This is a genomic window from Brevibacillus daliensis (assembly GCF_021245735.1).
GTDB classification, from domain to species: Bacteria; Bacillota; Bacilli; order Brevibacillales; family Brevibacillaceae; genus Brevibacillus_B; species Brevibacillus_B daliensis.
Genome location: NZ_JAJISB010000004.1, coordinates 240,162 through 265,213, shown reverse-complemented (window position 1 = coordinate 265,213; position 25,052 = coordinate 240,162). Strand labels below are relative to the sequence as shown.

Below are 25,052 nucleotides of genomic sequence, written 5' to 3'. Positions count from 1 at the left end.
TCAACTCCTTTCTCATCTCACTAAAATCGATCCGTTTTATACCAGACCAGTTTTTCCTTACGCACGACACTTTTTAGTTGTAACAACATGCCACGCACCACTAAAAACAGCCACAACTGCGAATAAGTAAAGTACATCAGCATCACAATCAACAAATTAGGCCAATTCAATTCTGTCTTTTCAATTTCAAGTGTTACCATTATTTCAACGATAAACAAAAGATAAGCAAGGAGCCAGATAATCAGATAGGGTCCTTCCACACTTAGCTCGACAAGTCCGACCAGCGACAATAAAAAAATAGCATTGGACAAGAGAACACCAGATAAAAAGACAAAATACGTAAAAAAGAAATAAAACACATCAAAAACAATTCGTTTATTCTTCAGCGTAAATATCTCTTTCATGAATTTCACGACTACATAACTATTTCCCTGAACCCAACGCGTCCGCTGTTTTAACCAGACACCCCATGTTTCAGGTTCCTGCTCCCAGGTGACAGCAATCGGCATGAAGCAAATTTTCTTTCCTGCTTCATATACCCTGATACTAAGCTCCGTATCTTCTGCCAGTGCCTTTTCATCCCAGCCCCCCGCTTCCTCCAGCACGTCTCTTTGGATGGCAAAATTGGTGCCAGGAATACTGGCAATTTGAAATAAACTCCATCTTCCTCCTTGCACCATCCACTGAAAATTGATCGTTTCAATATTTATGAATTTCGTAAGCAAGGTCTTTTTGGCATTGATAACGCGAAATTTACCAACTACAACTCCGTATTCGGGATTGCTTACCAATGTAGCGATTAATCTACGCAAAGCGGTACGCTCCGGTGTATTATCTGCATCATATACGACCAGCACCTCTCCCCTTGCATAACCCAATCCTCGGTTAAGGGCAGCGGATTTGCCTTTACCGCCCTCTGGCGCATGCACGTGTATAGGGCGTAGCATCGGATACTCCTCCGCTAATCCATCCAGAATTTGTCCGGTTCGATCAGAAGACCTGTCATTAATCACAATAACCTCAAATCGATCAGTCGGATATTGAAATGAACACAAAGCACGAACCGTTCGCTCAATTACTTTTTCCTCATTGTGCGCAGGTACCATAACACTAACAAAGGGAGGACTTGACGGCAGTCTTAAATCTTCCGTGATTTTATCCAGCTTCTTCTCATAACGATATCCGGACAGGGCGAGCACTACATGATAAAGAAGCATAATCCAAATCATGATCAAGGAAAAAATGAATAATTTATCTGCCATTAATCTTTATCCACCGCCTTCCCCTTGTTTTCAAACATTCGTTGTGCTCGCTTTCGGCGAAGTATTCTAACTTGAATAAAAAAGAGTATAACAACACCCGTTACTATCACTACTAGACCCCATGAAATATAAAAGCTGACCTGTTTAATACCCGCTCTTGCTTCGTTCTGCTCGTGATTCACAGTGTGCTCACCCACTGTATTCTGGTCTTCCCCTGAAAGATCCCCTCCATCTTTCGGTACAGCGAAGGTAATTCCTCTACCTTTTAATTCCATAATAAGATCGCTCAAGCTCTGCTTAGACATGTTATAGGGCAGAGGTAGAACCATGTTGGTCTGTGCAGCAATCATACTTTTATCCACTTCCTGCACTACACTGGATACATAAGATGGTGAATAAACCTGTAAGCCTTCTGGTAATGGTAGTTCGGAAATAAGAGCAACTCTTTCTTCTTTCCCTTGATAGGTAGTGGGAAGAGGTGTAGTAAAAGCAGGTAATGTACTCGTCTTTTTAAATGAGGTTCCGATAATCTGCTCAATCTGTCCTGGAATTTGCGTAGCTATATCAGGGGTTACAGCAAATCCTGATAACTGTATGGTCGAAATGTTCCAATTCTGTTCAATCAACTTATTCAGCTGACGTAACTCCGCAGGTGATTGTAGAATGGGAACGACTTGTCCATCCAATTCTTGTTGAATGCGCTGTATGGTTAGCAACTGCTTTGAATTACTTGCTACTAGCTGAGATGTCTCCATCGCTATGCTAAATGGAATACCTTCATCATGTAAATATTTTGCCTGATTCCATAGTTTTTGCGGATCACTCTCAGGATCATTATCTCCTATCAAGATATGTAACTGATGTTCTCGGGTCTGTTGATCGTCATAAAACCTCTGAATACTGTCAGCTATCACATAGGCTAACTCACCATCTCCCATAAACCTTGAACAGATATAAATCTTCCGGCCACTTCCTTGCTCGGTTAGCAGTAACAGATAGGGCGTTTTTTCTTCGACGTTTGACAGATAAGCCATCACCGTTGTCTTCTGTTTCGGATTATCTGACTGTTTAGCATTTGCCTCTGGCTTGAACTTATATCTGTGAACATCCACAGAGCTCGTCAAAGGATGAGTTAGACCATTATATTCAACGATTACATTTTGAACTGACATTCCAGATCTTGTTATCCCTGCAATCTCTACTATTTCCTCATCTGTCATATCCAAAAGATAAAGAGGCAGATTACGATTCTTTATCCACCTCTTCCAGTCTTCTTCTATCTCATGCTGCTGATGATATGCGTCCCCCGCATACACCAAGTGAGTCACTTGTTCATCACCAGTAGGAGCAGATTGGCGATCTACATTTACCAGCTGTACATTCCCTTCATAAGAAGCAAGGATTGCTTGTAGCTTTAGCAAATTGACTCCACCCGTGTCCTCTTCATGATGCAGTAGCCAGGTTATTCTCTGATTGGAGGTAGGTCTGTTACCTTCCCCTGCGATTACGGGATTTGCCGCTACAGTTTGATTACTACTAAACAGACACAGAAGCATCATCCAGATGAGAGACAGCCTTTTTCTCGTCATTTTGTTAGCCCAGATCATAACGAAGCTCCTGTTTCGCTGCTTCAATCAGTTCTTGTGGTTTGTCTCCCTGATGCGGTGTAGTAGCTATCCCGAATTGCAAGGTAAGGCGAACCTCTTTCATTTGAAACTGGCTCAGTTGAAGCTGGAATTTTTCCATTGCTTCTCGTAATCGGTTTTGGACAATAACAGCGTTATCTCGTGGTGTTTCTGGTAAAATGACAGCAAAACAATCACGGTCAACACGTGCTTTTTTGTCACTTAAGCGTAATGACGAGTGTAAACCTTCCGCAACAGCAAGGATAAGCTGTTTTCCCCAATCCTCTCCATACAACGAATGGAACTCATCATAATGAACAATCTTAATTAACATGATGGTTGCATGTTCATCTGCTGGTATAGTCTTTGGATCTTGTTCCTTCCACGTTCCTACAGCTTGTCCTGCACGTTGTCTTCGAATGAAATGACGATATTCTCTCTGGATTTCTTCCTCTAAATCAAAGAAAAAACGTTTTTCAGTCGAGAGTCCAGTAACAGGGTCAATCATCATTAATTCGTCCACGGATTGATATATATCTTGATATTGCCGATACAAGCGACGTATCTGTTCCCCTAGTAACCCTCCTGCGTATGCAGACGTGGGAAAAAGCCCAAACCAGACAAGGTCCAAAAATGTTGGAGGATATGTCTGATCAAGGACAAAATAATTGATCAAAAGAGTTGTGCCAAAAAGAAAGATAATAACCAGGCTTGCTGCCAGACTAATAACTCTATTTTTGGCATATCCAATCCCAATCAAAAGGATACATAAACCAAACCAGATGAACGAAAATGTATGGTTTTTACTAAGAAAAGTTACATACTGTGCCATAAATAACACTAAAAATGTTAGAAGTAAATACGGTTCCAGAACCTGATGGCGAGTATATTTTTGAGTACGACTCATGAAGCTTCTCCCTTCGAGATTCTCATCGCAATCAATGCCTTCAATTGATCAAATGAGTAGGCATCTAAATGATTCAGATCAATATATCCTCCATCGAATTTCGTTGCGTTCTTTTTCAATTCAGATGAACTAGATTCATATTTATCTGATGAAACCTGCCACTCTTCCAATCGGTGAAGCACTTGTTGCATTAGGTCCTTCTGACCTGTTTTTTCAAATAACATCACAGCAAGAGCATATACAGCAGGAGACTCCGTCTCCTGAATCATTTTACCCGATCGTTTGTCGATCTGCGCATATAAGCGCCCCGATGTATGTAACTGATTGGTAAGCTTGTCCAATAATTCTCGATTGAAAAGCCCTGCATCCCATGCATAGATCGCTGTAAGTAATTGCTCACTCATATTGGTAGAGATTGCGATCTCTCCTGTTTCTGAATCCTTTTGATAGCCACCCTCTTTTGGAACATACGCCTGTGCATAGTACCCATTTATCACCGGGGCATCATTCAGTATTTTTTTCATATTTTCATAAACAGGTTGATAGTCAGGTAATTCTTCTGCCAACTGTTTTAAGACAGGTAAGTAAGCATATCGTACTTGAATTGTTTTGGCTAGATTCTTCCCGTTCTTATCTGCATAATCGTATAGCCAACCGTCTTGTTCATTTGTTGTTAGCAATCCTTCTGCGATATCTAGGGCAAGCTCTTTTGCAGCAGGGAGCTCAAATTTTTCTGATCCTTCTAATAACGCACTTATTATTCGTAGGTCATCCAGTGTGCTGTTTACTGGATTTTTGGTTGGATCAGGATATACCCACGGAATAAATGCTCCATCTAAAAAATAATTGGTAAGTAAATGAATTTGTTGCTCGAACAACAATGGATTATCCGATAACACTGCATATTCCATGGTTAAACCTACCGTCTCCGATAAAATGGTATGTCCTGTCGCTAAATCATTTTCATAGGACGCATCTTTATCAAGATAATTCGTGAAGACTCCACCCTCTTTGCCTACCATATTTGCGCTAATAAAATGAAACAAACGCTCTTCGGAAAGACTGACGAAAGTAGTAGGTTCTCCCCATTTCTCAATGGGTCCACTTGATTCCTTACTGTTATAATCAAATAAATAGAATAGGGTAAGTGAAAGCATGCATACGCTTATGAGTCCTATTACAATTTTTGATGTTCTCACACAAACGAACTCCTTATTTTAGCTATATATCTTTCATACCCGTTTAAAGGTAAAAGAAATCCATTAACGCTGTTCCCAAGCGGTTTATTTCCTACTTGTAATGTAATTGTTTCCGTTGTATCCGTCAGCTAGTAAGTTTTGGATTTTCTCATTATAAATCTTCATTTTAACAATTATGTTTAATAAGAAAGATATTTAATAAATTATACATTCTAATAAAGTAAAATAGCTCCTCCATTTTCGCAAAAAAATAGAAGAGCTTTTTCATGTTCACTTATCCAAGTGCTTCACTTTCTGAAATCATCACATTTAATTCTATTGAGAGATCCAACTCGTAGGGTGTAATCTTTTCTTTCGCTTCATTTTCCAAAATTCGTATAACCGGTCTAGCAAGAACTGATTGATTATTCCTAATTACCACACCAGATTCGCCAGTATTTAACTTTACTCCAAGACCAATCGGATAAATAGCAACAGAATTTCGGAACGACTCTAGTACACGTTGACAATACTGAGACCCTGATCCGGCAAATAAAAGTTCTGTTGCATCATGTGGAAGCATCGGTTTTCGATAAACTCGATAACTGGTTAATGCGTCAAACACATCGCAAACAGCCATAATTTTGGCATATGGATGAATGTCAGGTTCAGTTAATTGCCTTGGATAGCCTGTCCCATCCAACCGCTCGTGATGCTGAAATGCGCAATGAGCTGCCAATAGCGGAATATCATCATGCTGACGTAGTACATCAAATCCAAGAGTGGTATGAGTTTTCACTATCTGGTACTCTTCATCTGTTAAACGAGACGGTTTATTCAAGATATGTAGGGGAATCATCATTTTTCCGATATCATGCAATATAGCCCCTACACCCAGTTCAATAATTTGTTTTTCTGGTAAACCCATTCGAAGACCTATAGAGATAGCATAGATCGTGACATTAAAGGAATGCACAAATACGTAGGAGTCCACCCCACATATCGATCCCAGCAGGTTCATTGCATTCTTATTTTGTTTCAATTCATCTACTAGATGGTTCAACATATCTCTCACTCGAAGTCCCATCTTTTCTGCAGTGAATACTTGTCGGAACTTTTTCGGATCTTCCCGGAAAGCTTCAAAGGAAGTATGAATAAACGTCATGGCTTCCTGTCTTGTTTTCTCTGAGATAATATCATCTATTAAAATATCCACAGTATCAGGGTCTTCAATATACAAATGAAAAACTTTCATATTACGTAAACGATCAATCATTCGATCCGTCAATAATACACCGCTTCCAACCAAAACAGTGCCATTGCTGTTGTAAATACTTCGTGCTAATTTCATACCTGAGCGACACGAATTTATCATAATAAGTCTCATCTGATGCTTCAAGCCTTTCTTCGATCTACTTATCACTATAATAGCTATAACTTTCAAAAAATGTAAAATATTTAGCTGATTTTTGTGGTATGCATTTTTTTTCATTACTCTTCTTAACCTGAAAAAACCTTCCTGAATTACTCAGGAAGGGGGTATTTATCAGGATAAGCGTCCGTTAGAGCATTTTTCGAATCGCTTCGCTTCCTATTGTCCCTGATGTAATCCCTAATGAAGCAGCCGATTGAGTAACTGATTCTAAAGGAGCCCCAAGCAACTCCTCAATCGTTTTTACTCCTACAGCTCTACCTGCAATTATTTCCCGATGCGCAAGCTTTTCATTCAACAGCCCCACATCTAACGCTCCACACATAATATATCCCTTGTCTGTCGTAACTGCCAACAGAGTAGTTTTAGGCAAGTAAACCGTGACGGCGAGGGCGATTCCCTCTGGATAAGATATAGGTTTCACTTCGACCATGACCATCTCCTCCTTCTTCTTAATCCTATGTAAGAAAGAAGGAATGGGTGTATGACCTTTCTTAGGCAAACGCTTTATAAATCATCTGTGCAGCAATTACCAAAATGACGATACGTAACAGGAGTACAATCGTTTTTCCTTTTAAGTTACGAGCAACGTATGCTCCAATTTTACCACCAATCCATGCTCCTGGCGCAAGTCCCAAAGCGTACAACCAATGAATATTGTCTTGAAAGACGTTCGTGGTTGTCCCTACCATCGCTGATAAGAAAATAATACACATAGATGTAGCTGCTGCCATATGTGCAGGAAAACGATAAAACACCAACAATGCAGGTACCATTAATATACCGCCACCTACACCAAATAAGGATGATACAATCCCGACGAATAAAGCAATAATGATGGCAGATACTCGATTATAACCATATGTATGGAGCTCGCCTGCTTCATCTGTATATGTCTTCGTAATAGTCCAATTGTTCTCTCGTGGTTTACATTTATCTTTAATCAATAAGAGAATGAACATGGAGATTTGGAATAAACCAAACAGGAGATAAAAGGACTCCCCATTAATCCATCTATTCAAGTAAATACCTACGAAAGAACCTGGTGCACTACCAATAAAAAAGAGCCAAACCGCTCCCATATCTACCTTTTTTTGCTTATAATATGAAATCGAAGAAGAGAGAGCTGTCACTCCTACAATTAGTAGTGACGTTCCGGTTGCCAGCTGTGATGTCATGCTGTTTGGCTCGTACACATTAGCAAAATATAGTAAGGCAGGAACAAAGAACATTCCCCCTCCAATCCCTACGATGCTACCAAATATTCCAGCTACTAACCCTGTGAGAAGAAAGATGAGCATGATAAGTCCTAGTGACATGTGAAGCCTCTTCCTGCGCGTTGCGCTATAGTCATTATTGTTAAAACAACTCTAGTTGCCTCGGATTTAACCCATCCGGATCAACTCCTAATAGTTCCATCATCCGCTTGGCATTACCAGCAGCGTCACCACCCGAATTATTGTTAAATAAAACGCATACCTTTTCTGTCTGTTCACTAACCTGAATCAATCGTGGCTTCCACTCTTGAAGCTCTTCCTCCGAATAGTGATACAGATAACGAACATCTCGCCAATTTGCTCTCCCACCAGCATCGCGCCATCCGCTGATATTACGTCCATGAAAGCGGACCAACGATAATTTTTCATGAGTTACTTCTGGAACGATCGGCACGGAACCACTTCCAGCTTGTGGTTCATCACATATAACATGCACCGCTCCAATTTCTTTTATAAATGCTAACGTTTTATCATAATAAGCTGGCTCAAACCAGCTCTGATGGCGAAATTCTACTGAAACCGTAAATGCGTTAAAATACTCAACACAATATTTAACATACTGCACATTCTCTCGTTTGCAATCAAACCAGGGTGGAAATTGAAAAAGTAAGGTTTCCAGCTTACCCGCTTCTATCAAGGGAGAAATGCTCTCACTAAATTGGTTAAAAATAGTCAGCCTTTCATCTCGTTCAATCTGCCGCTGGTGTCCCGTCATTGCCTGGTGAGGTTTCACGATAAACCGAAATGCATCAGGTGTGTCCTTCACCCATTTCGCATAATTCTTTTGTGGTAAAATGGCGTAGAATGAGCTGTCCAACTCTACAATGGGGAAATGACTGGCATAGACAGATAATTTATCTTGGGAACGAACACCATGCATATAAAGCTCGTCGTGATCTCCCCAACCACAAACACCGATTTCTATTTTTGGTTGATGCTTCATGCGTTTCCCCCATCTCATGTAAGGTGGTTTTCTTATGCTTCCCACAATTATGGGTCATCCATTTCAAAAAAATAAACCTTTGACTATGAAAAATACGATATATAAACAACTAGTGGCAGAAGCTAAACAGCAGCTTCCACTTGAATTCAGCGCTCTCTTGGCTGGTCAGGATCAGGAGATTACCGCTTTTTATCCAGCACCAGTTTCCGAGCATTCTGTTGACAGATTTACCTGGAAACCTGCGCAGTTTTTCTCCACTCTACAAAAAATTAGACATGCCGGCTTACAGTGGCAAGGCATCATTCATACCCACCCCGTAACGGATGCTTTCCCTTCCTCTATAGATGTAGCGAACTGGCATTACCCCATGCTTAGCTATTGGATTATCTCCTTCTCTACTGAACCAGAGACACTTGTGTTATACAAGATAGAAGCAGGCACATGGGAAGAATACCCATTTGTGATCGTATAAAAATTAACTTTTCTTAGTTTACCTTTTTTCCTCGAAATCCTCAATTTTTAATGGTGCACATGAAAACTTTCATGATAGAGCAAATTAAGATCAAGGGCAGGATATGGTAGCGATGGTCTGTTTTTCATAATTGTCAATCATTTGACTTGCCAATTGTATCCTGCTAAACTTGCAACGTTTGTCCATAATTTAACATGTTTATGCATCAGTTCGAGACACAAAGGGAGGATTTTCAACATGAAAAAGCTTTATTCCATCTTGGGTTCCAGTTTATTGGTTCTATCACTGGCACTTAGTGGCTGTGGCGGCGGTAATAAAGATTCAGGCGCGCCAACAGGAGACACTGGAAAAAACCTGAAGATCGGTATGGTTACAGCAGCGGGTACGGTAAACGATAACTCTTTCAACCAAATGACGTGGGAGAGCCTGGAAAAATTCCATAAAGATACAGGAGCAGAAGTACAATACTTGCAATCAGGAAGTGACGGAGATATTATTCCGAACCTGACGCAATTCGTAAAAGATAAATGGGATCTTACTTTTGGAGTAAGCTTTCTCATGTCCGATCATGTAGAAAAAGTAGCTAAGGAAAACCCTGATGCTAAAGTCGCAATCATCGATTCTGTCGTTGATTTGCCTAACGTTACCTCCATCACTTTTAAAGAGCATGAAGGTTCTTATCTAGCAGGTGTAGCAGCAGCATTATCGAGCAAAACAGGCAAAATCGGCTTCATGGGTGGTGTTGGGACTCCCGTTATCAAACGTTTTGAAGCTGGATTCGTAGCTGGTGCAAAAGCAGCAAAGCCTGACATTAAGGTTGTTTCCATTTACACTGGGGCATTTGACAAACCTGACCTTGGTAAGTCTACTGCTTCCACTCTGTTCAACCAAGGTGTAGACATAGTGTTCCACGCAGCAAGCTCTACTGGTGACGGTTTGTTTAATGAGGCTAAGGACCGTAAAGCAAAAGGTGAAGAGGTTTGGGTAATTGGTGTTGATATGGATCAAAGCAAAATCTTTGGTACCGATATTACACTTACTTCCATGATGAAGCGCGTCGATGAAGCTACCTATCGTGTTGCAACAGATTTGATGAATGGCAAATTTGACGGTGGAAAAGCAGTTAGTCTAGGACTAAAAGAAAATGGTGTTGGTCTAGCAGAATCCACTAACATCTCAGAAGATGTTTGGAAAAAGATCGAAGAATTTAAACAAAAAATCGTAAATGGCGAGATCACAGTACCTGAAACTGTATAAATCAATCAAGACAGCATACGACAAGATTCCTTCAAGTCGTTTGCTGTCTTTTACACGTAGCAACAGGAGGATTACCTAATGAAAAAATCAACCAAGCGCAGCCTCTCTTTCTTACTTGCAATTCCACTGCTCGTAACAGCATGTGGTGGTGGCGGAAATAATAATGCACCTGCTGAAAATGGTAAATCTGCTGTTAAAATCGGAATGGTTACTTCCGTGGGGACAGTTAATGACAACTCATTTAATCAAGGAACATGGGAAGGTCTGCAAAAAGTAAAACAAGAATCACAAGCAGATATTGAATACCTGCAATCTTCAAGTGATGCTGATATTATCCCTAACCTGACTCAATTTGTAAAAGATAAATGGGATTTAACCTTTGGAATTGGTTTTCCTATTACGGAGCACGTAGCAAAAGTTGCAAAAGAAAATCCTGATTCAAAAATGGTTGTGATTGATGGTGTTGTTGAAGCCCCAAATGTTATGTCCGTTGTCTTCAAAGAACAGGAAGGTTCCTTTTTGGCAGGTGTAGTAGCTGCCTCCATGTCGAAGACCAAAAAAGTAGGCTTTGTCGGTGGAATCGAAATTCCAGTAACCAAGCGCTTTGAACAAGGTTTTGCTCAAGGTGTTAAAGCAGTTGATCCATCCATCCAGATTTCAACTGTATACGCAGGTGCTTTTGATAAACCAGACGCTGGTAAGTCTGCTGCTTCTGCCATGTACAGCAATGGCGTAGACATCATCTATCACGCTGCGGGTGCATCTGGCGACGGTGTCTTTAATGAAGCGAAGGATCGTAAAGGAAAAGGTCAAGACGTATGGGTAATTGGTGTCGATATGGATCAGGCATTGGTATTCGGTGATAACGTAACACTTACCTCAATGATGAAGCGTGTCGACCAAGCAGCTTATCAGGTAGCAACAGATTTTGTTAACGGTAAATTCGAAGGTGGAAAAACCATATCTCTTGGTTTAAAAGAACACGGTGTTGGTCTATCTGATTCTTCTCGTAAGAATATCCCAGAGGAAGTATGGACCAAGATAGATGAATACCGTAAGAAGATCATTGATGGTGAAATTGTAGTTAAATAGGTTACTTATTATAAATCAAAAGAAATGCCTTCTTCCCAATCAAATGATTGGGGAGAAGGCATTTTTTAGTGGTACTAATTCAGTTTATAGGATGACGCATATCATCTTTTATTGATAAGCCTGTATACCAGAACTGGTTTCGGTTGGAGCTTGCCGTTTTCAAACGGGTAAACATAGACCAGTTCCATTTCTTTCTTTTTGAAAGCTTCTAATTTTAGTTTTGCCAGTTGATCAGGGGTAACCATATTTGGTAATGCCTTGGTAGGAGTATCATGTCTCTTTTTGAAATGAACAAGCTCGCCTGTTTGTTTATCTAACTCTATCAGATAATTTTGGTCAGTCATCAAGATGCCGTTATGCAGTACTTCCATGTAATAGGAATAGCTGTTTGGTTTTTCTTCCACTTTCAATTGTACTTCTTTTATTGTTTTTTCCATGTAAGGCTCTATGATTGAGATGGCTTTCTTTTTTGCCTCTTGTGCACTTATCTTTACAGAGGTTTCATTTAGGGCACTGGAATGTACTCGTACGGTTTTTACTTCCCCTTTTTCAATCATTACCCCATAAACATTCTTCCCGTTTACTTCTATGTCGTATTCTGCTTGGTTTGGTATCATCATGCTAGGAGGAAGATCACTTTTGGCAATCGTTGCGCCTTTCATATTTAGTTTCAGTTCATCCTGTAACAGAGTCGGGAGCTTATCAACACTAGCAACCGTAAGCTTTTTACCTCCCGGATTTATGTTTTCTGTTGTTACCACCTCTTCTGGTTGACTAATCCAAACTTTTTCTCCCGTGTTCGCATCAAAAAATTCTGGGGATCGAGCAATATCATAGCTAAGTAAACCCTGTTCTGTGCTATAGATTAGTTTTCCTTGCTCCATTATTCTTTCTTTTACTTGTTCTGTTACCGTTGTTTTAATTGGCACAGGGTACTCATTGACAGAAATGCCTTTAAAGTATCCACCTCCGCCATTTACATACTGAATGTCTCCATTGTGATAAAAGCCAATTACATAGCTATCTCCCTGTACAGGCAGACCATTTACATATCGGGACATGTGAACACTAGCGTGTTGGTACTCATAATTTATCTCGCGCACCTGAAAATTTTTTGCATCTTCGCCAAGTAACTGTTGCAAAAACAATGTACTTTTCTCTTTCATGATTTTTTCGGAAGGTTTTATATTCTCAAATTCTTCGGGAGGGTTAATTCCAGAGTAGGAAATTAACCCTCCTGTTTGAGCATCAATTGTAATATGTGCTACTTTGGACTCCTCATTGTTTATTACCTCGTCGAAATACAAGTAATAGCGTCCATCATCACGAAATAGAGTTGTTAGCTTTAGCTGTTTATTTTGTAGTACCGGAAATATTTTGTATATTTTATCAAGTGTTTCTTTTGCTGCTGAGGTCAATTCTATATTTTTTTGCTGCTTTCCTTGCTGTGCCTCTTGAACTGCGACGGTTTTCACTTGACCAGGGATTTGTCCATCCATTCCTGGAGATGGAAATAATAATACTCCTGCCATAACTGCTGCTGCAGACGAGGAAACTCCTACTTTAATCATAATATTTACTCTCCTTTTCATTCGTTGTTTTTTTTCAATTCTTTGGCTGAGCAATGCTTCAAATGAATTCTTCATCGTAGCTCGCGGTTCCAACTTTGAAAAGTATTTCAACTCGTCTATCAGTTGTTCTTCTTGGGCTTTGTCTTCATTTGAACGCATTGATGTAACTCTCCTTTCCTGCAACTGCTTCCCACTTCATTCGAAGCTCTTTTTTTGCCCGGTGATAATCAACTTTGACTTTCGCTTCACTGCACCCGATGACCTCTGCTGTTTCCTTGATACTGTAACCCTTGACCCCACGAAGAAAAATGATAGTTCGATATTTCGGTTTGATCTGTTGCAAAGCCTTCTCTACATTTTTCTTGTCTTCCTTTGCCTGCAATTCTTCTTCGGGTAATCCTTCTTCTGAGTGAAAAAACATAAGCCATTTACCAGCAAATATGGTCTTTACCTTTTTCTTGCGGTAATCATCATAGACAACCCTTTTGGCAATGCGTAAAATATATGTTTTTAAACTAGAACGCTGCTCGAATCTGGGCAGTGCATCCATTACACGTAGAAACACCTCTTGGGTCAAATCCTCAGCATTGTTCCTATCACCTGTGAAGTAGAGAAGAAACTGATATACTTCCTTGTAATACTCTTCATAAATCTGTTTAATCTCCTGATGAATTGCCTCTTCTGTAAACAAAGTTCTCCTCCTCATTTAAGAAAAGCCATGATCGCTTGCTAATGACCTCCTTCCGTTTTACAATATAAACAGTCGGAATTTTTCTCGAAAAGTTACAAATTTTTTTATTTTTTTCAAAAAAAAAAAGAAACCGTCCTCTTCGCTCAAAGGATGGCCTCTTTCATACTTGACACCGGAGCTTCTCCCGGTATTACTTAATTAATTTGTTTACGGTTTTTATAAATTCATCAACCACTTCTTGATCGCCTTCACTTAACCGTTCGATGACACAGGTTTTCATGTGGCCTTCCAACAGAATTTTGCCAACAGAATTAAGTGCCGATTGAACAGCAGCAATCTGATTAAGAACGTCATCACAGTATACGTCTTTTTCAATCATACCCTTGATGCCGCGAATCTGCCCCTCAATTCGATTTAATCGAGATTGTAGATTCCCTTTCAGTTTATCGGAATGATGACTCTTACGTTCTGTTGTAGTGCAATGATCAGCCATTTCCCCCTGCAAAAGGTTTTCTTCCATACCCACTTCACCTCCGAGCGAAAAAACTTCTTTCATTATTCTACATCATAACCTTGATCATCGATAGCTTCTTTAATTTGCTCAAGATTTGTTTTAGCCGAAGCAAATTGTACTTTTACTTCCGCTTCATCTAATTTAACGGTAACTAGGGTAACTCCATCAAGCTTACCTACAGCTTTCTCGATTGCTTGCACACAATGGTTGCAAGACATTCCTGATACTTTCAATGTTACATTTTCCATGGTATGTTCCCCTTTCATTTATCGTGCTTGTCACTTCCAGCTGATTATTTCGTTATGACTGGTGTGTTATATCCTATCTAGTACCTTATCACTATATTACTATACCCCCCTAGTGTATGTAAAGAGCAGTACACATAAATTCTTCCTTGTTCAATGCAAAATAACCGAGTAGTCATTTGACCACTCAGTTATTTTTTCTGTGAAGAACGTCTCGACGTTATTCATAAAATTGGATGTGACCGCTTGCGGTCCAACAAAACGGTCATGACCGTTTTGCTATGTCGTTACATCCTAATCAAGCGTTACCTATTTTAGAATCTTCTTTTTCAGCATGATCTTGATCTGCATGGTTACCTTCGCTATTCGGAGCTAACGTGACGGCAGCTTCCTCTTGCGCATGTGTATTGCTAACAAATCTTCCAATCATTTGATTCATGTCTAGACCAGATACATCTTTTAACATCTCTGGCAACTGTGACATTAATTTGGTCACATTCATGCTAAGACGATTTACACCATCACCTTGACCATTCCCTGTATCAATGATCGTAACTTTGTCGATGCTCTTCATCGGTTCTGCCACTTTTTCCGCCAATTCAGGTAACATCTTGGCAACGATATCGAGGACGGCAGCCTGACCGAATTTTTCATAGGCTTCTGCCAGTTTTTCTTTCCCTTCCGCCTCTGCTTCCAGTTTCAGTCGGGTTACTTCCGCTTCAGCAGTACCACGCGCTCGCTCTGCGTCTGCCTGAGCCAAACCTGCCATTCTCTGTTGCTCCGCTTGTGCCTTCGCCTCTGCTTCAATACTGTATTTAAGTGCGTCAGCTTCCCGCATTTTTTTGGATTTCTCCGCTTCGGCTGCCTGTTCGACTGCATAACGGTCCGCATCAGCCTTTTTCTTCACTTCCGCATCATACTGACGCTCTCTGCGAAGGATCTCTTTTTCTTCCAACAGAATTTCTTTTTCTCTGCGCACAATGTCAATTTGCATTTCCTCTTGTGTTACCTGCTGTTTCATAATAGCTTGTTGTAAAGTGTAAGCCTGGTCAGCAGACGCCTTGGCTCTATCCTGCTCCTGTTTAAACGAAGCGACCTTCAGCTCTTTCTCCTTTTCAGCCTCGGCAATATTTGTCTCTTTTAACAATTCCGCTTTTTTTGCCTGTTCTTCAGCCTGTGCCTGCTTGATACGAGATTCCTTGTCAGCTTCTGCCTGCGAAATACTGGCATCCCGTTTTACTGCCGCAATTTGGGGAATCCCCAGAGCAGCCAGGTATCCGTTTTTATCTTGTACATCTTTAATGGTAAAGCTGACTATATTCAGACCCATTTTCTTCAAATCACGAGCTGCAACGGATTGCACTTCCTGAGCAAAACGCTCCCGATTCTTATAGATTTCCTCCACCGTCATACTTCCCAGAATAGCACGCAGGTATCCCTCCAATACCTCTCTTGCTTCTGATTTTAGCTCATCATTTGTTTTACCCATGAACTGTTCAGCCGCAGTAGCAATATCTTCAATGGAACCGCCGACTTTAATGATAGCTACCCCATCTGCAATTACAGGAACCCCTTGTTCCGTATATACTTCTGGAGTTAGTACATCCAACTTATGAGACAATAAACTTATAAAGTTCCCTTGTTGAAAAATAGGCAGAATAAATGCACCGCCACCTCTAACAATCTTCATTTTGCGTCCAGATTCATCAGTTAGTACGTTTTTGGTGCCCAGAAAACTACCTGTCACAATCATAGCTTCATCGGCCCCAACCGTTTTGTACCGTGCCCAAAAAGCTATCCCAACTATGATAAAAACAGCAGCTACCGCAATAATGGGCACCAAGAATATAGGGTCAATATCCATTCCTCATTTTCCTCCTTCTATCTCTTATGTAATCTATGAATCAAAGGGAATAACATGTAAAACATGCTTCTCCACTTTGACAACAATGACACGCGAACCCTCCATAATAGCGTTTCCATCATAGCTGGCAGCGATTTGATTGGTCGTTCCACTTAAGAGTTTTACAATAATCTCTCCATAGCCAGAAGCAGGAACTGTCGTAATAACTTCTCCAATCTTTCCTTCTAGATCAAGAATGGAAAAACCAGTAGAATTCTCGGCATTAGCCATTGGCCGTATCCAGAAAAAATAGCTTACAAGGGCCAGAAACAAACCAAAAACAGTCGAAAGTAACAGCAAAATTCCAGATGAAAGTGAAGTGAAGTTCGTGAGTAGTAGACCAGAGGCACCAAAAGCAGTCAACGCACTAACGAAACAGACAGGATGAAGTGCAGGGATATCTAAACCTATATGTAAAACAGATAGATCAAAAAATAATAACGCAAGTGCAAACACCAATCCAAAAGCGATGCATCCAATGAAAATCATATCCAACGTTACCATATGATCACCTCTTTTCTCTTTGCCTTAGCACTTATATGGTTATACGAATAACTTGAGAAAAGGTTCCAAAAATTGTTAGTCATCCTATATCCACTTACACACGTTCGAGAGGTTTATGAGGCTCTGGTGGCAAATCAACACGAATCGAATCACCTGGTTGCACGTTTCCACCCGTTAGCACGACCCCCATTATTCCTGCCTTTCTAATCAGATTTCCTTCATCGTCTTTCCCTACTACAGCCGCCAGTAGACCAGGTTGAAAATGGTCGATTTGAGCGCAGGGATTGCGTAAACCCATTACTTCGATTACCGCAGTCTCCCCTACATGTAGCTTCGTACCAGTTGGTAGCCCGAGTAAGTTGATTCCGCGTGTCGTCACATTCTCCCCCAATTGCCCAACAGACACATCAAAACCTTTCAATTGCAATTCTTCTAATAATTCCATATGAATCAAATGAACCTGACGCAGATTGGGTTGAGTCGGATCCTGCTTTACCCGCGATCGATGCTTGACCGTTACTCCAAGATGCGCATCATTTTCAACTCCCTGACCCGCTATGAGCCTAATTTTGTTCTGATTACTTTTACTAAACGTATGTGTTGTGCTACTGCTCACTGCAACTACTACTCCATCCATGTTTTCCACAACATCCTTTACATGTAAAGTTGTAAGCACATGACTGTTAGCTTATCAGGTTACTGCTTTGAAGCATTCTTGCATCCTACCATAGTGGAAAAAACCAGCTTCTCTTTTCACTCTTCGCTAAAAGTCTTCGCCCCACAAGGGGTTAGACTGTCCGCTCCACAATATTCCTTAAGGAAACTCAAAACGATGTATCCACTGTAAGTTGCTCTCGTTTCGCTTCTCTTTCCCGATGAATAATGCTCCGCTTGGATGGGCTTCGCCAAGACGCTCCGTGTGAAAAGAGAAGCTGGTTTGTCCAAGCCATTGGTTTTAATGCTGTTGGTTTTGATTCTATTTTTCCTCTGAATCCGGTTGCAGAAGAAGCACATTTTTTGTCCAGAACTATTTAAGGTCCTACTTAGCTACTGGGTAAAGAGGGCGGATTAACAAGTGCAACCCGTGAGACACTGCGTAGCGTTCCTTCCTTTTGCACTTTCCGCCCTCTTTGCCCAGTAGCGGACAGTCTTCGCTTCCTTGTTGGACCTTAACGAGTTTGCAGTCAAAAAATGTGCTTCTTCTGCTCCTCTATATAGTTTATTCTTTTTGAAATAATAAGAAAAGTCTCTATTGAAGCCTTTCGAAGAAGCTGGTCCTTCATCAGCGGATACTTTTCATGCGTATCGGGATGAGAGGCTTCGTAGTTTATACTTTCCGATACAGTAAAAAAACCTTTTCCATCCAAGTCTCCTTGAACAAAAAAGGTTCATCTGTAGCAGTTATAGTCTTAGTAAGTAAAATGGGGCGACCGATGGGAATCGAACCCACGAATGTCGGAACCACAATCCGATGCGTTAACCACTTCGCCACGATCGCCACGTGTTCAAACTGTTACATAAAAGGTAAAATGGCGGACAGGGTGGGATTTGAACCCACGAGACGGTTGAACCCGCCTACACGATTTCCAATCGTGCTCCTTCGGCCACTCGGACACCTGTCCATCTCATCAGCGAACACTTGATTAGTATAGCACTCTAATTTATAAATTACAAGGATATTGATTCATTTTTATTAAAAAATTTTCACCCTTCCTTCCCTATTCTTTCTGTTTCACTAAACGGAGAACCTGATGCATCATAATCTGAGGTAATGCATACAAAATGCCTAATACAATCACTATCGATTCAGGTGTGAACGGTTTGTAATAATATACAGCTTCTCCAAAAAAGAGGACGGTGCACACTATCGAGACAAGCATAGAAACGATCATTCCAAATAAAAGATAAGAAAATTGAGTAATAAGTAAAGGCAAGGCAACCATTGGCAATATATATAGCCAAACACTTCCATTATGATAATCGCCATACATGGCAAGGAAGATTAATGGTGAACAAAGCAGAGCAACACTTATGTTCCAGTAAGACGAGAATACATTTTTCACCTCAGCACCACCTTGCTTTATCAAATTTTCTATATTCTACCATATTCGTATGTATTTCTCTACCAGAGAAACTGCTTTGATTGTCTAATTTACAACATAAGGAGCTATATTTCTTCCGAATAGAGGTCTCATGAAGAGTGCTTTCGACCCTAATTCGACAATTTATCTATCATTGTGCTTTTTCGTGTCGAAAATAATTTAGTAAAGCCTATCTACAAATTAACGGTAAAAGTTTTATCTATAAAGAAGTAGCCTATGTATTTTGATTATCCTGATTCAACTTATGTAGGTATTAACAGGTATCCAACTTATATTTCCTAGAAATTTTTGCATAACAAAAAAGGATTACAATTGGATTGAACCAATTATGTAACCCTTCTTAGCTAATTTCCTGTTTCGTTTATGTGAGTTCAGTGTTTACCTAAACAAATGTGTGTTTTGAAAATGCGGTAATAATGCGATCCCAATCATCGGAGTGATTTTCGTGCCCTGTACCTTCAAGAATTACCAAGGAAGAGTTGGGCAATTCATCCCTAAGAGCTAGTGCATGCTCAAAAGGCAGCACCGTATCTTCTGTTCCGTGAATAACCAGTGCAGCCATGTTACATTCTTTCATCTTTCCCTCATAGAACTCATCACCTACAAGAAGAGCATGATTAAACATACTAAGTAGATTGTTAGCTCGTTTTATCTCTGCACGTACCTGTTTATAAGCTCTCTCTTCTTCAAAGGCGTGCTTAGAACCGCAAAGTAAACTTGATCCTGCAACCAGATACTTTGCTACTGCATCGTGATCTGACCAATCAAGGGTGGCTCCATTCGCATGGTAGGCCAGAATCCTTTCATCCATTGGTGGTAACTCACGGTTATTGTTATCCGAACCGAAAATACTGGAGGCAAGTAATGTGATCGTTAGAACTCTTTGCGGATACTTTACTGCTGCCACCTGGGCAATCATGCCACCGAGCGACATCCCAAACAAGTGTGCCTTGTCAATTTGATAAGCATCAAGTATCCCTACTGCATCATCCGCCATCTCTTCTACTGTATAGTTAGAAGTCCCTGGCTCATAGGTAGTGGAACGTCCAACATCCCTGTTATCATATCGAATGACGAACTTTCCTGTATCAGCTATTTGTTGGCAAAATTCTTCATCCCAATAAACCATAGAACACATGGCACCCATTATTAATAATACTGCCGGATTAGCTGGATTACCGAAACTTTCTGTACATATTTCAATGCCATTTGCAGATACGATCTTTTCACTCATGATTATTCCTCATTTCATTTCGTATTTGGTCAATGTAAAAAGGCGCACTCAAATATACTCACGATTTTTTAATAAATCAAATGAGTATAAACGAATGGTACCTGTCATTAACGCAGACGAATGAATTTGATAATCATGATATACACTCTCCCAGTTAAAAGGATATGAGGTTTTTTTACTCTCTAACCAAGTATAACACACGGCTCTCAAATGGTATTGGAACGAGAAGATATATAGCCAAAGAGATCTCTTTTTGTATACTCCCCTCTTTCCGCAACCGAACGTGAGATTTTTCCCTGATACGGCTTGTCTGATGGGTACGCCATAAACAAAAAGGAATCCGCAAGCAAAATATACGGATTCCTAAACGAGATATTCATATTCGGTGGACTACTACCGCCCAACCCTTACTATCATGACATGCAACTTATCCAATAGAGCCTTCCATTTCAAATTTAATCAAACGGTTCATCTCTACTGCATATTCCATCGGCAATTCTTTTGTGAATGGCTCGATGAAGCCCATTACGATCATTTCTGTTGCTTCTGCCTCAGTTAGACCACGGCTCATCAGATAGAACAATTGATCTTCAGATACTTTAGATACCGTTGCTTCATGCTCAAGCGTAATGTTGTCGTTCATGATTTCATTGTATGGAATCGTGTCAGAGGTAGACAATTTATCCATAATCAATGTATCACACTTGATGTTGGACTTGGAGCCTTCTGCTTTACGTCCGAACTGGGAAAGACCACGGTATGTTACTTTTCCACCATCACGGGAGATGGATTTGGATATGATTGTAGACGTACAATCTGGAGCTAGGTGAATCATTTTTGCTCCAGCATCCTGATGTTGTCCTTTTCCTGCTACTGCAATCGATAACACAGTACCTTTTGCACGAGGACCCTTCATGATTACAGCAGGGTATTTCATCGTTAGCTTGGAGCCGATGTTACCATCGATCCATTCCATATTTGCATCTGCATAGGCAACCGCACGTTTTGTTACCAAGTTGTATACGTTATTCGACCAGTTTTGGATAGTAGTATAACGGCAACGAGCACGTTCTTTGATAATGATCTCAACAACTGCGGAGTGTAGGGAATCTGTGCTGTAGATAGGTGCTGTACAGCCTTCTACATAATGCACAAAGCTGTCTTCATCGGCGATGATCAATGTACGCTCGAATTGACCCATGCTCTCAGAGTTGATACGGAAGTATGCTTGAAGTGGCGTTTCAACCTTGATGCCTTTTGGCACGTAGATGAAAGATCCACCAGACCATACTGCTGAGTTAAGTGCTGCGAATTTGTTGTCAGCAGGAGGAATTACCGTTGCAAAGTATTCCTGTACAATCTCAGGGTAATCGCGAACAGCAGAATCCATGTCTGTAAAGAGAACTCCTAGCTCTTCCAGGTTTTCTTGCATGTTGTGATAAACTACTTCAGATTCATACTGTGCGGATACACCAGCCAAGAACTTTTGCTCTGCTTCTGGAATACCTAGCTTGTCAAAAGTAGCTTTAATCTCTTCAGGTACTTCATCCCAGCTGCGTCCAGCTTTTTCAGATGGTTTTACATAATAGGTGATCTCATCAAAGTTAAGACCATCTAGATCGCCACCCCATTTAGGCATTGGCATTTTATTAAAAATATCGAGCGATTTCAAACGGAATTCCAGCATCCACGCTGGCTCGTTTTTTATACGCGAGATTTCTTCTACGATTTCACGAGACAAACCCTTTTTCGTACGGAAGATCGATACGTCTTTATCATGAAAGCCATATTGATACTCTTGTATTTCTGGGGCTTTTTTTGCCATGTGACTCACTCCTTTTCAAATATTCATAGTCGTTCAATTTTATTCGTTCGATTTATCGTCCGATTTTTTAATCCCTTGTTCCAGGGCTTTCCATGCGAGTGTTGCACATTTAATCCGAGCAGGGAATTTACAGACCCCTTGCAACGCTTCAATATCACCCAGGTCAACTGAATCATCCGGTTCTTTTCCCTGCATCATATCAGAGAAAATAGTAATCAGACGAATTGCTTCTTCTTCCGGTTTTCCTTTTACAGCTTCCGTCATCATGGAAGCAGAAGACATGGAGATGGAACAGCCTTCTCCAATAAACTTGGCATCTACAACAATGCCATCTTCTACTTTAAGCGATAACGAAATGCTGTCCCCACAGGTTGGATTGTTCAGGTTAATGACCAATCCACTATCATCATCTATTTTTCCTTTATTCCGCGGTTTTTGGTAATGATCCATTATCACACGACGGTAGAGATCATCAAGAGAAGACATTTCCGAAATACTCCTTCGCTTTTTTCAACCCAGCGATCAGGGCATCCACATCATCTTCCGTGTTATACAGATAAAAACTGGCCCGAGCAGTTGCTGTTGCCTTAAGCCAGCGCATCAGCGGTTGAGCACAATGATGACCGGCACGTACCGCAATGCCTTCTGTATCAAGTATGGTAGCTAAATCATGCGGATGTACCTCTGCCAGATTAAAAGTAATTAAACTGCTTCTATTTTCAATCGGGCCATAAATTGTAACGCCCTCAAGTTGTTTCATTTGTTCAATTGCGTATTTAATCAGTTTTTTCTCATGTGCTTCGATATTCTCCAAACCGATATCTTGAAGAAAATCAATCGCAGCACCGAGACCAACTACTCCAGCAATGATAGGCGTGCCGCCTTCAAATTTCCACGGTAGTTCCTTCCAAGTGGAATCCTGTTCGTAAACGAAGTCGATCATCTCGCCACCGAACTCTACAGGGTCCATCTTTTCAAGTAAAGCTCGTTTGCCGTATAGAACACCTACACCAGTTGGTCCACACATTTTATGAGCGGAGAAAACATAGAAATCAGAATCCAAATCCTGCACATCCACTTTCATATGTGGAGCGCTTTGAGCACCGTCTACCACAACAATTGCGCCGTTTTCATGGGCAACCTTAGTAATTTCTTTAAGCGGAGTGGTATCGCCAAGTACATTGGAGACATGGTGAATGGCTACTATTTTGGTATTTGGTGTGATTGTTTCCTTCACAGCTTCCATCGTGATTGTTCCGTCTTCTGCAAGTGGAATGAACTTGAATGTCGCTCCCGTAGCCTTCGCTGCCTGTTGCCAAGGAATAAAGTTACTGTGATGCTCAACTAACGTCGTAACGATTTCGTCCCCTTCTTTTAGGAACTTACGAGCATATCCAATGGCAATTGTATTAAGTGCAGTGGTCGAACCACGAGTAAAGATGATCTCAGCTGTTTCTTTGGCATTAATGTAAGAGCGTACCTTTTCACGAGCACCTTCGTACAAATCGGTAGCTCTTGTACCTAGTGTGTGTACACCTCGATGAACATTGGCGTTGCTTTCTCTATAATATTTCTCTACAGCTTCCAACACCTGAATTGGTTTCTGGGAAGTAGCAGCACTATCTAAATAAACCAGTGGATGACCATTTACCTCTTGCTGAAGAATAGGAAACAAATTGCTGAGTTCTTTTGAGTTCATCAGCCTAACTTCCTTTCTATTGCCTGACGAAGACGATCTTTCACTCCCTCGATCGGTATCTCGGCAACTACAGGATCAAGGAATCCAATAATAACAAGACGCTCCGCCTGTCTACGCTCAATTCCGCGAGACATCAAATAGTAAAGGCTCTCTTCACTGACACGACCAACGGAAGCTGCGTGACCAGCAGTTACATCGTCCTCATCAATGAGAAGAATTGGGTTAGCATCGCCACGTGCTTTTTCAGATAGCATCAGAATATTTTCTGCTTGCTCTCCATTTGCCTTTTCAGCACCTTTTTCAATCTTAGTAATACCATTCAAGATCGCTACCGCCTCATCAGTCATTACTCCCTTGGAGAGCATTTGAGAATCGGTATGGGTACCATAGTGTTGAACTTTGGAAGTCAGATTGGAACGTTGTTTACCTGTACCAATAGTGATTGACTTCGTGTCAGCCGTACTGCCTTTTCCTTTTAGAATTGATTCATTTCCCGCCACTGTATTACCATCATTCATTTCTCCCAGAATCCATTCGATTCTTCCGTCTTGTTCAACAACAGCACGACGGAAAGAATAGTCATGTACCTGATCGGATACGGAATGAACAGAAGCCACTTGTACTAGTGCATTCGATCCAACGAATGCTTCAACAACACTGCTTGCTACCATATTACTACCTTCGCCATTCACAAAGGAATCGACATACGTAACGCGTGAATTCGCTTCCGCTATGATCACAACATGTGGAGCAATCAGTGAATCATTACCAGCAACCTGGTAAATCGCCTGTACGGGAACCTTTACTTCTACGTTTTTAGGAACATAAAGGAATGTTCCCCCATTACAAGCAGCAGCATGCAATGCTACCAAACGGTGTTCATCAGCTTTTACAGCTGTGTGCATATATTTTTGAACAAGTTCACCATGTTCACGAAGAGCTGTAGCCAAATCAGTAAAAATAACGCCTTCTGCTTTTAACTCGTCAGCTACTTGTTTATAGATGACAGACGCATTTTTCTGTATGAGCAAGCTGGATACACCTTGTACGTCCACTAGTTCTTTTACGATCTCAGCCAGTTCTGCAATTGTCTCTACAGATGCTTCTGTTTGGAACGGGTGAAATTGGTCGATGTTCCACTTATCAATTTTTGTTTTTTCCAATTTAGGCAACTCAAGTGTTTGTGTTAACGCAAGCGCTGCAATTCGTTGTTCAAGAAACCAGGAAGGCTCCTGATTCGTCTGGGAATATTGTTTAATCGCTTCTTGATCAAAGCGAAGTTGTGTATCTGTACCCATGATTTGTCTAGACCTCCTCCG

At 40.8% G+C, this 25,052-nt stretch carries 24 protein-coding genes and 2 tRNA genes; 3 read left to right on the top strand and 23 right to left on the bottom strand.

Annotation, left to right across the window (positions count from 1 at the left end; genetic code table 11):
• Window positions 1-20 precede the first annotated feature (20 nt).
• The 8 genes from LM917_RS07075 to LM917_RS07040 form a co-directional block, all read right to left on the bottom strand.
• A complete protein-coding gene (locus LM917_RS07075) occupies window positions 21-1,262 on the bottom strand; it encodes a glycosyltransferase family 2 protein (RefSeq protein WP_232696781.1) in 1,242 nt (413 codons plus the stop codon).
• Window positions 1,262-2,869 carry a hypothetical protein gene (locus LM917_RS07070; RefSeq protein ID WP_232696780.1) on the bottom strand — a complete coding sequence of 536 codons (1,608 nt, stop codon included), beginning with the start codon at window positions 2,867-2,869 and terminating at the stop codon, window positions 1,262-1,264. The genes LM917_RS07075 and LM917_RS07070 overlap by 1 nt, the downstream gene beginning before the upstream one ends.
• Complete coding sequence (locus tag LM917_RS07065) at window positions 2,856-3,794, bottom strand: GGDEF domain-containing protein (RefSeq protein WP_232696779.1); 939 nt, start codon at window positions 3,792-3,794, stop codon at window positions 2,856-2,858. Before LM917_RS07065 ends, LM917_RS07070 begins: the two co-directional genes overlap by 14 nt.
• Complete coding sequence (locus LM917_RS07060; protein WP_232696778.1) at window positions 3,791-4,993, bottom strand: hypothetical protein; 1,203 nt, start codon at window positions 4,991-4,993, stop codon at window positions 3,791-3,793. The genes LM917_RS07065 and LM917_RS07060 overlap by 4 nt, the downstream gene beginning before the upstream one ends.
• A 274-nt stretch (window positions 4,994-5,267) precedes the next feature.
• Window positions 5,268-6,347, bottom strand: a complete 1,080-nt coding sequence (locus tag LM917_RS07055) for an HD-GYP domain-containing protein (protein ID WP_309241940.1) — start codon at window positions 6,345-6,347, stop codon at window positions 5,268-5,270.
• A gap of 187 nt (window positions 6,348-6,534) precedes the next feature.
• Window positions 6,535-6,837, bottom strand: coding sequence for a YunC family protein (locus LM917_RS07050; RefSeq protein WP_232696777.1), 303 nt, complete (start codon window positions 6,835-6,837; stop codon window positions 6,535-6,537).
• Window positions 6,838-6,898: 61 nt separating this feature from the next.
• Window positions 6,899-7,723, bottom strand: coding sequence for a sulfite exporter TauE/SafE family protein (locus tag LM917_RS07045; RefSeq protein WP_232696776.1), 825 nt, complete (start codon window positions 7,721-7,723; stop codon window positions 6,899-6,901).
• A gap of 40 nt (window positions 7,724-7,763) precedes the next feature.
• Window positions 7,764-8,624 (bottom strand): DUF72 domain-containing protein, encoded by an 861-nt coding sequence (locus LM917_RS07040; RefSeq protein WP_232696775.1) that lies wholly within the window; start codon window positions 8,622-8,624, stop codon window positions 7,764-7,766.
• A gap of 34 nt (window positions 8,625-8,658) precedes the next feature.
• On the opposite strand from LM917_RS07040, the gene LM917_RS07035 reads away from it, so the two are divergent.
• The 3 genes from LM917_RS07035 (at window position 8,659) to LM917_RS07025 (ending at window position 11,445) form a co-directional block, all read left to right on the top strand.
• The gene (locus tag LM917_RS07035) at window positions 8,659-9,096 is read left to right on the top strand and encodes a M67 family metallopeptidase (RefSeq protein WP_232696774.1); all 438 of its coding nucleotides are present in this window, start codon (window positions 8,659-8,661) and stop codon (window positions 9,094-9,096) included.
• Window positions 9,097-9,333: 237 nt separating this feature from the next.
• Window positions 9,334-10,353 (top strand): BMP family lipoprotein, encoded by a 1,020-nt coding sequence (locus LM917_RS07030; protein WP_232696773.1) that lies wholly within the window; start codon window positions 9,334-9,336, stop codon window positions 10,351-10,353.
• Between the two features lie 78 nt (window positions 10,354-10,431).
• On the top strand, window positions 10,432-11,445 hold the full coding sequence (locus LM917_RS07025) for a BMP family lipoprotein (protein WP_232696772.1): 1,014 nt from the start codon (window positions 10,432-10,434) through the stop codon (window positions 11,443-11,445).
• Window positions 11,446-11,546: 101 nt separating this feature from the next.
• Here the strand turns inward: LM917_RS07025 and LM917_RS07020 are convergent, their stop codons facing one another.
• The 15 genes from LM917_RS07020 to sufD all read right to left on the bottom strand — a co-directional run bounded on the left by LM917_RS07020 (window position 11,547) and on the right by sufD (window position 25,031).
• Entirely contained in the window at window positions 11,547-13,175 is a 1,629-nt protein-coding gene (locus tag LM917_RS07020; protein ID WP_232696771.1) for a YcdB/YcdC domain-containing protein, read from the bottom strand.
• Window positions 13,162-13,707: an RNA polymerase sigma factor gene (locus tag LM917_RS07015; RefSeq protein ID WP_232696770.1), complete on the bottom strand. Its 546-nt coding sequence runs from the start codon at window positions 13,705-13,707 to the stop codon at window positions 13,162-13,164. The genes LM917_RS07020 and LM917_RS07015 overlap by 14 nt, the downstream gene beginning before the upstream one ends.
• Window positions 13,708-13,897: 190 nt before the next feature.
• Window positions 13,898-14,200 carry a metal-sensitive transcriptional regulator gene (locus LM917_RS07010; RefSeq protein WP_232696866.1) on the bottom strand — a complete coding sequence of 101 codons (303 nt, stop codon included), beginning with the start codon at window positions 14,198-14,200 and terminating at the stop codon, window positions 13,898-13,900.
• A 62-nt stretch (window positions 14,201-14,262) separates the two neighbouring features.
• Complete coding sequence (gene copZ, locus LM917_RS07005; protein ID WP_232696769.1) at window positions 14,263-14,469, bottom strand: copper chaperone CopZ; 207 nt, start codon at window positions 14,467-14,469, stop codon at window positions 14,263-14,265.
• A 295-nt stretch (window positions 14,470-14,764) separates the two neighbouring features.
• The gene (gene floT, locus LM917_RS07000; protein ID WP_232696768.1) at window positions 14,765-16,330 is read right to left on the bottom strand and encodes a flotillin lipid rafts scaffold protein FloT; all 1,566 of its coding nucleotides are present in this window, start codon (window positions 16,328-16,330) and stop codon (window positions 14,765-14,767) included.
• Window positions 16,331-16,363: 33 nt separating this feature from the next.
• Window positions 16,364-16,873, bottom strand: a complete 510-nt coding sequence (locus tag LM917_RS06995; protein WP_232696767.1) for an NfeD family membrane protein — start codon at window positions 16,871-16,873, stop codon at window positions 16,364-16,366.
• Between the two features lie 94 nt (window positions 16,874-16,967).
• Window positions 16,968-17,510: an MOSC domain-containing protein gene (locus LM917_RS06990; RefSeq protein ID WP_232696766.1), complete on the bottom strand. Its 543-nt coding sequence runs from the start codon at window positions 17,508-17,510 to the stop codon at window positions 16,968-16,970.
• Window positions 17,511-18,295: 785 nt separating this feature from the next.
• Window positions 18,296-18,371: transfer RNA gene (locus LM917_RS06985), tRNA-His, on the bottom strand.
• A 32-nt stretch (window positions 18,372-18,403) separates the two neighbouring features.
• Window positions 18,404-18,495 (bottom strand) — tRNA-Ser (locus LM917_RS06980).
• A 96-nt stretch (window positions 18,496-18,591) separates the two neighbouring features.
• A complete protein-coding gene (locus LM917_RS06975) occupies window positions 18,592-18,936 on the bottom strand; it encodes a hypothetical protein (protein WP_232696765.1) in 345 nt (114 codons plus the stop codon).
• A 421-nt stretch (window positions 18,937-19,357) separates the two neighbouring features.
• Window positions 19,358-20,209, bottom strand: a complete 852-nt coding sequence (gene mle, locus LM917_RS06970; RefSeq protein ID WP_232696764.1) for an alpha/beta fold macrolide esterase — start codon at window positions 20,207-20,209, stop codon at window positions 19,358-19,360.
• Between the two features lie 427 nt (window positions 20,210-20,636).
• Window positions 20,637-22,034 (bottom strand): Fe-S cluster assembly protein SufB, encoded by a 1,398-nt coding sequence (sufB, locus tag LM917_RS06965; RefSeq protein ID WP_232696763.1) that lies wholly within the window; start codon window positions 22,032-22,034, stop codon window positions 20,637-20,639.
• Between the two features lie 39 nt (window positions 22,035-22,073).
• On the bottom strand, window positions 22,074-22,520 hold the full coding sequence (gene sufU / locus LM917_RS06960; protein WP_232696762.1) for a Fe-S cluster assembly sulfur transfer protein SufU: 447 nt from the start codon (window positions 22,518-22,520) through the stop codon (window positions 22,074-22,076).
• Entirely contained in the window at window positions 22,507-23,733 is a 1,227-nt protein-coding gene (locus LM917_RS06955) for a cysteine desulfurase (protein ID WP_232696761.1), read from the bottom strand. Before LM917_RS06955 ends, sufU begins: the two co-directional genes overlap by 14 nt.
• Entirely contained in the window at window positions 23,733-25,031 is a 1,299-nt protein-coding gene (sufD, locus tag LM917_RS06950; protein WP_232696760.1) for a Fe-S cluster assembly protein SufD, read from the bottom strand. The genes LM917_RS06955 and sufD overlap by 1 nt, the downstream gene beginning before the upstream one ends.
• Window positions 25,032-25,052 lie beyond the last annotated feature (21 nt).

Excerpts from the sequence above, each read along its gene's own strand:
- LM917_RS07075 (WP_232696781.1), bottom strand. The coding sequence starts at position 1,262 with ATGGCAGATAAATTATTCATTTTTTCCTTGATCATGATTTGGATTATG.
- LM917_RS07070 (WP_232696780.1), bottom strand. The coding sequence starts at position 2,869 with ATGATCTGGGCTAACAAAATGACGAGAAAAAGGCTGTCTCTCATCTGG.
- LM917_RS07065 (WP_232696779.1), bottom strand. The coding sequence starts at position 3,794 with ATGAGTCGTACTCAAAAATATACTCGCCATCAGGTTCTGGAACCGTAT.
- LM917_RS07055 (WP_309241940.1), bottom strand. The coding sequence starts at position 6,347 with ATGATAAATTCGTGTCGCTCAGGTATGAAATTAGCACGAAGTATTTAC.
- LM917_RS07050 (WP_232696777.1), bottom strand. The coding sequence starts at position 6,837 with ATGGTCGAAGTGAAACCTATATCTTATCCAGAGGGAATCGCCCTCGCC.
- LM917_RS07045 (WP_232696776.1), bottom strand. The coding sequence starts at position 7,723 with ATGTCACTAGGACTTATCATGCTCATCTTTCTTCTCACAGGGTTAGTA.
- LM917_RS07040 (WP_232696775.1), bottom strand. The coding sequence starts at position 8,624 with ATGAAGCATCAACCAAAAATAGAAATCGGTGTTTGTGGTTGGGGAGAT.
- LM917_RS07035 (WP_232696774.1), top strand. The coding sequence starts at position 8,659 with ATGCTTCCCACAATTATGGGTCATCCATTTCAAAAAAATAAACCTTTG.
- LM917_RS07030 (WP_232696773.1), top strand. The coding sequence starts at position 9,334 with ATGAAAAAGCTTTATTCCATCTTGGGTTCCAGTTTATTGGTTCTATCA.
- LM917_RS07025 (WP_232696772.1), top strand. The coding sequence starts at position 10,432 with ATGAAAAAATCAACCAAGCGCAGCCTCTCTTTCTTACTTGCAATTCCA.
- LM917_RS07020 (WP_232696771.1), bottom strand. The coding sequence starts at position 13,175 with ATGCGTTCAAATGAAGACAAAGCCCAAGAAGAACAACTGATAGACGAG.
- LM917_RS07010 (WP_232696866.1), bottom strand. The coding sequence starts at position 14,200 with ATGGCTGATCATTGCACTACAACAGAACGTAAGAGTCATCATTCCGAT.
- copZ (WP_232696769.1), bottom strand. The coding sequence starts at position 14,469 with ATGGAAAATGTAACATTGAAAGTATCAGGAATGTCTTGCAACCATTGT.
- floT (WP_232696768.1), bottom strand. The coding sequence starts at position 16,330 with ATGGATATTGACCCTATATTCTTGGTGCCCATTATTGCGGTAGCTGCT.
- LM917_RS06995 (WP_232696767.1), bottom strand. The coding sequence starts at position 16,873 with ATGGTAACGTTGGATATGATTTTCATTGGATGCATCGCTTTTGGATTG.
- LM917_RS06990 (WP_232696766.1), bottom strand. The coding sequence starts at position 17,510 with ATGGATGGAGTAGTAGTTGCAGTGAGCAGTAGCACAACACATACGTTT.
- mle (WP_232696764.1), bottom strand. The coding sequence starts at position 20,209 with ATGAGTGAAAAGATCGTATCTGCAAATGGCATTGAAATATGTACAGAA.
- sufB (WP_232696763.1), bottom strand. The coding sequence starts at position 22,034 with ATGGCAAAAAAAGCCCCAGAAATACAAGAGTATCAATATGGCTTTCAT.
- sufU (WP_232696762.1), bottom strand. The coding sequence starts at position 22,520 with ATGTCTTCTCTTGATGATCTCTACCGTCGTGTGATAATGGATCATTAC.
- LM917_RS06955 (WP_232696761.1), bottom strand. The coding sequence starts at position 23,733 with ATGAACTCAAAAGAACTCAGCAATTTGTTTCCTATTCTTCAGCAAGAG.
- sufD (WP_232696760.1), bottom strand. The coding sequence starts at position 25,031 with ATGGGTACAGATACACAACTTCGCTTTGATCAAGAAGCGATTAAACAA.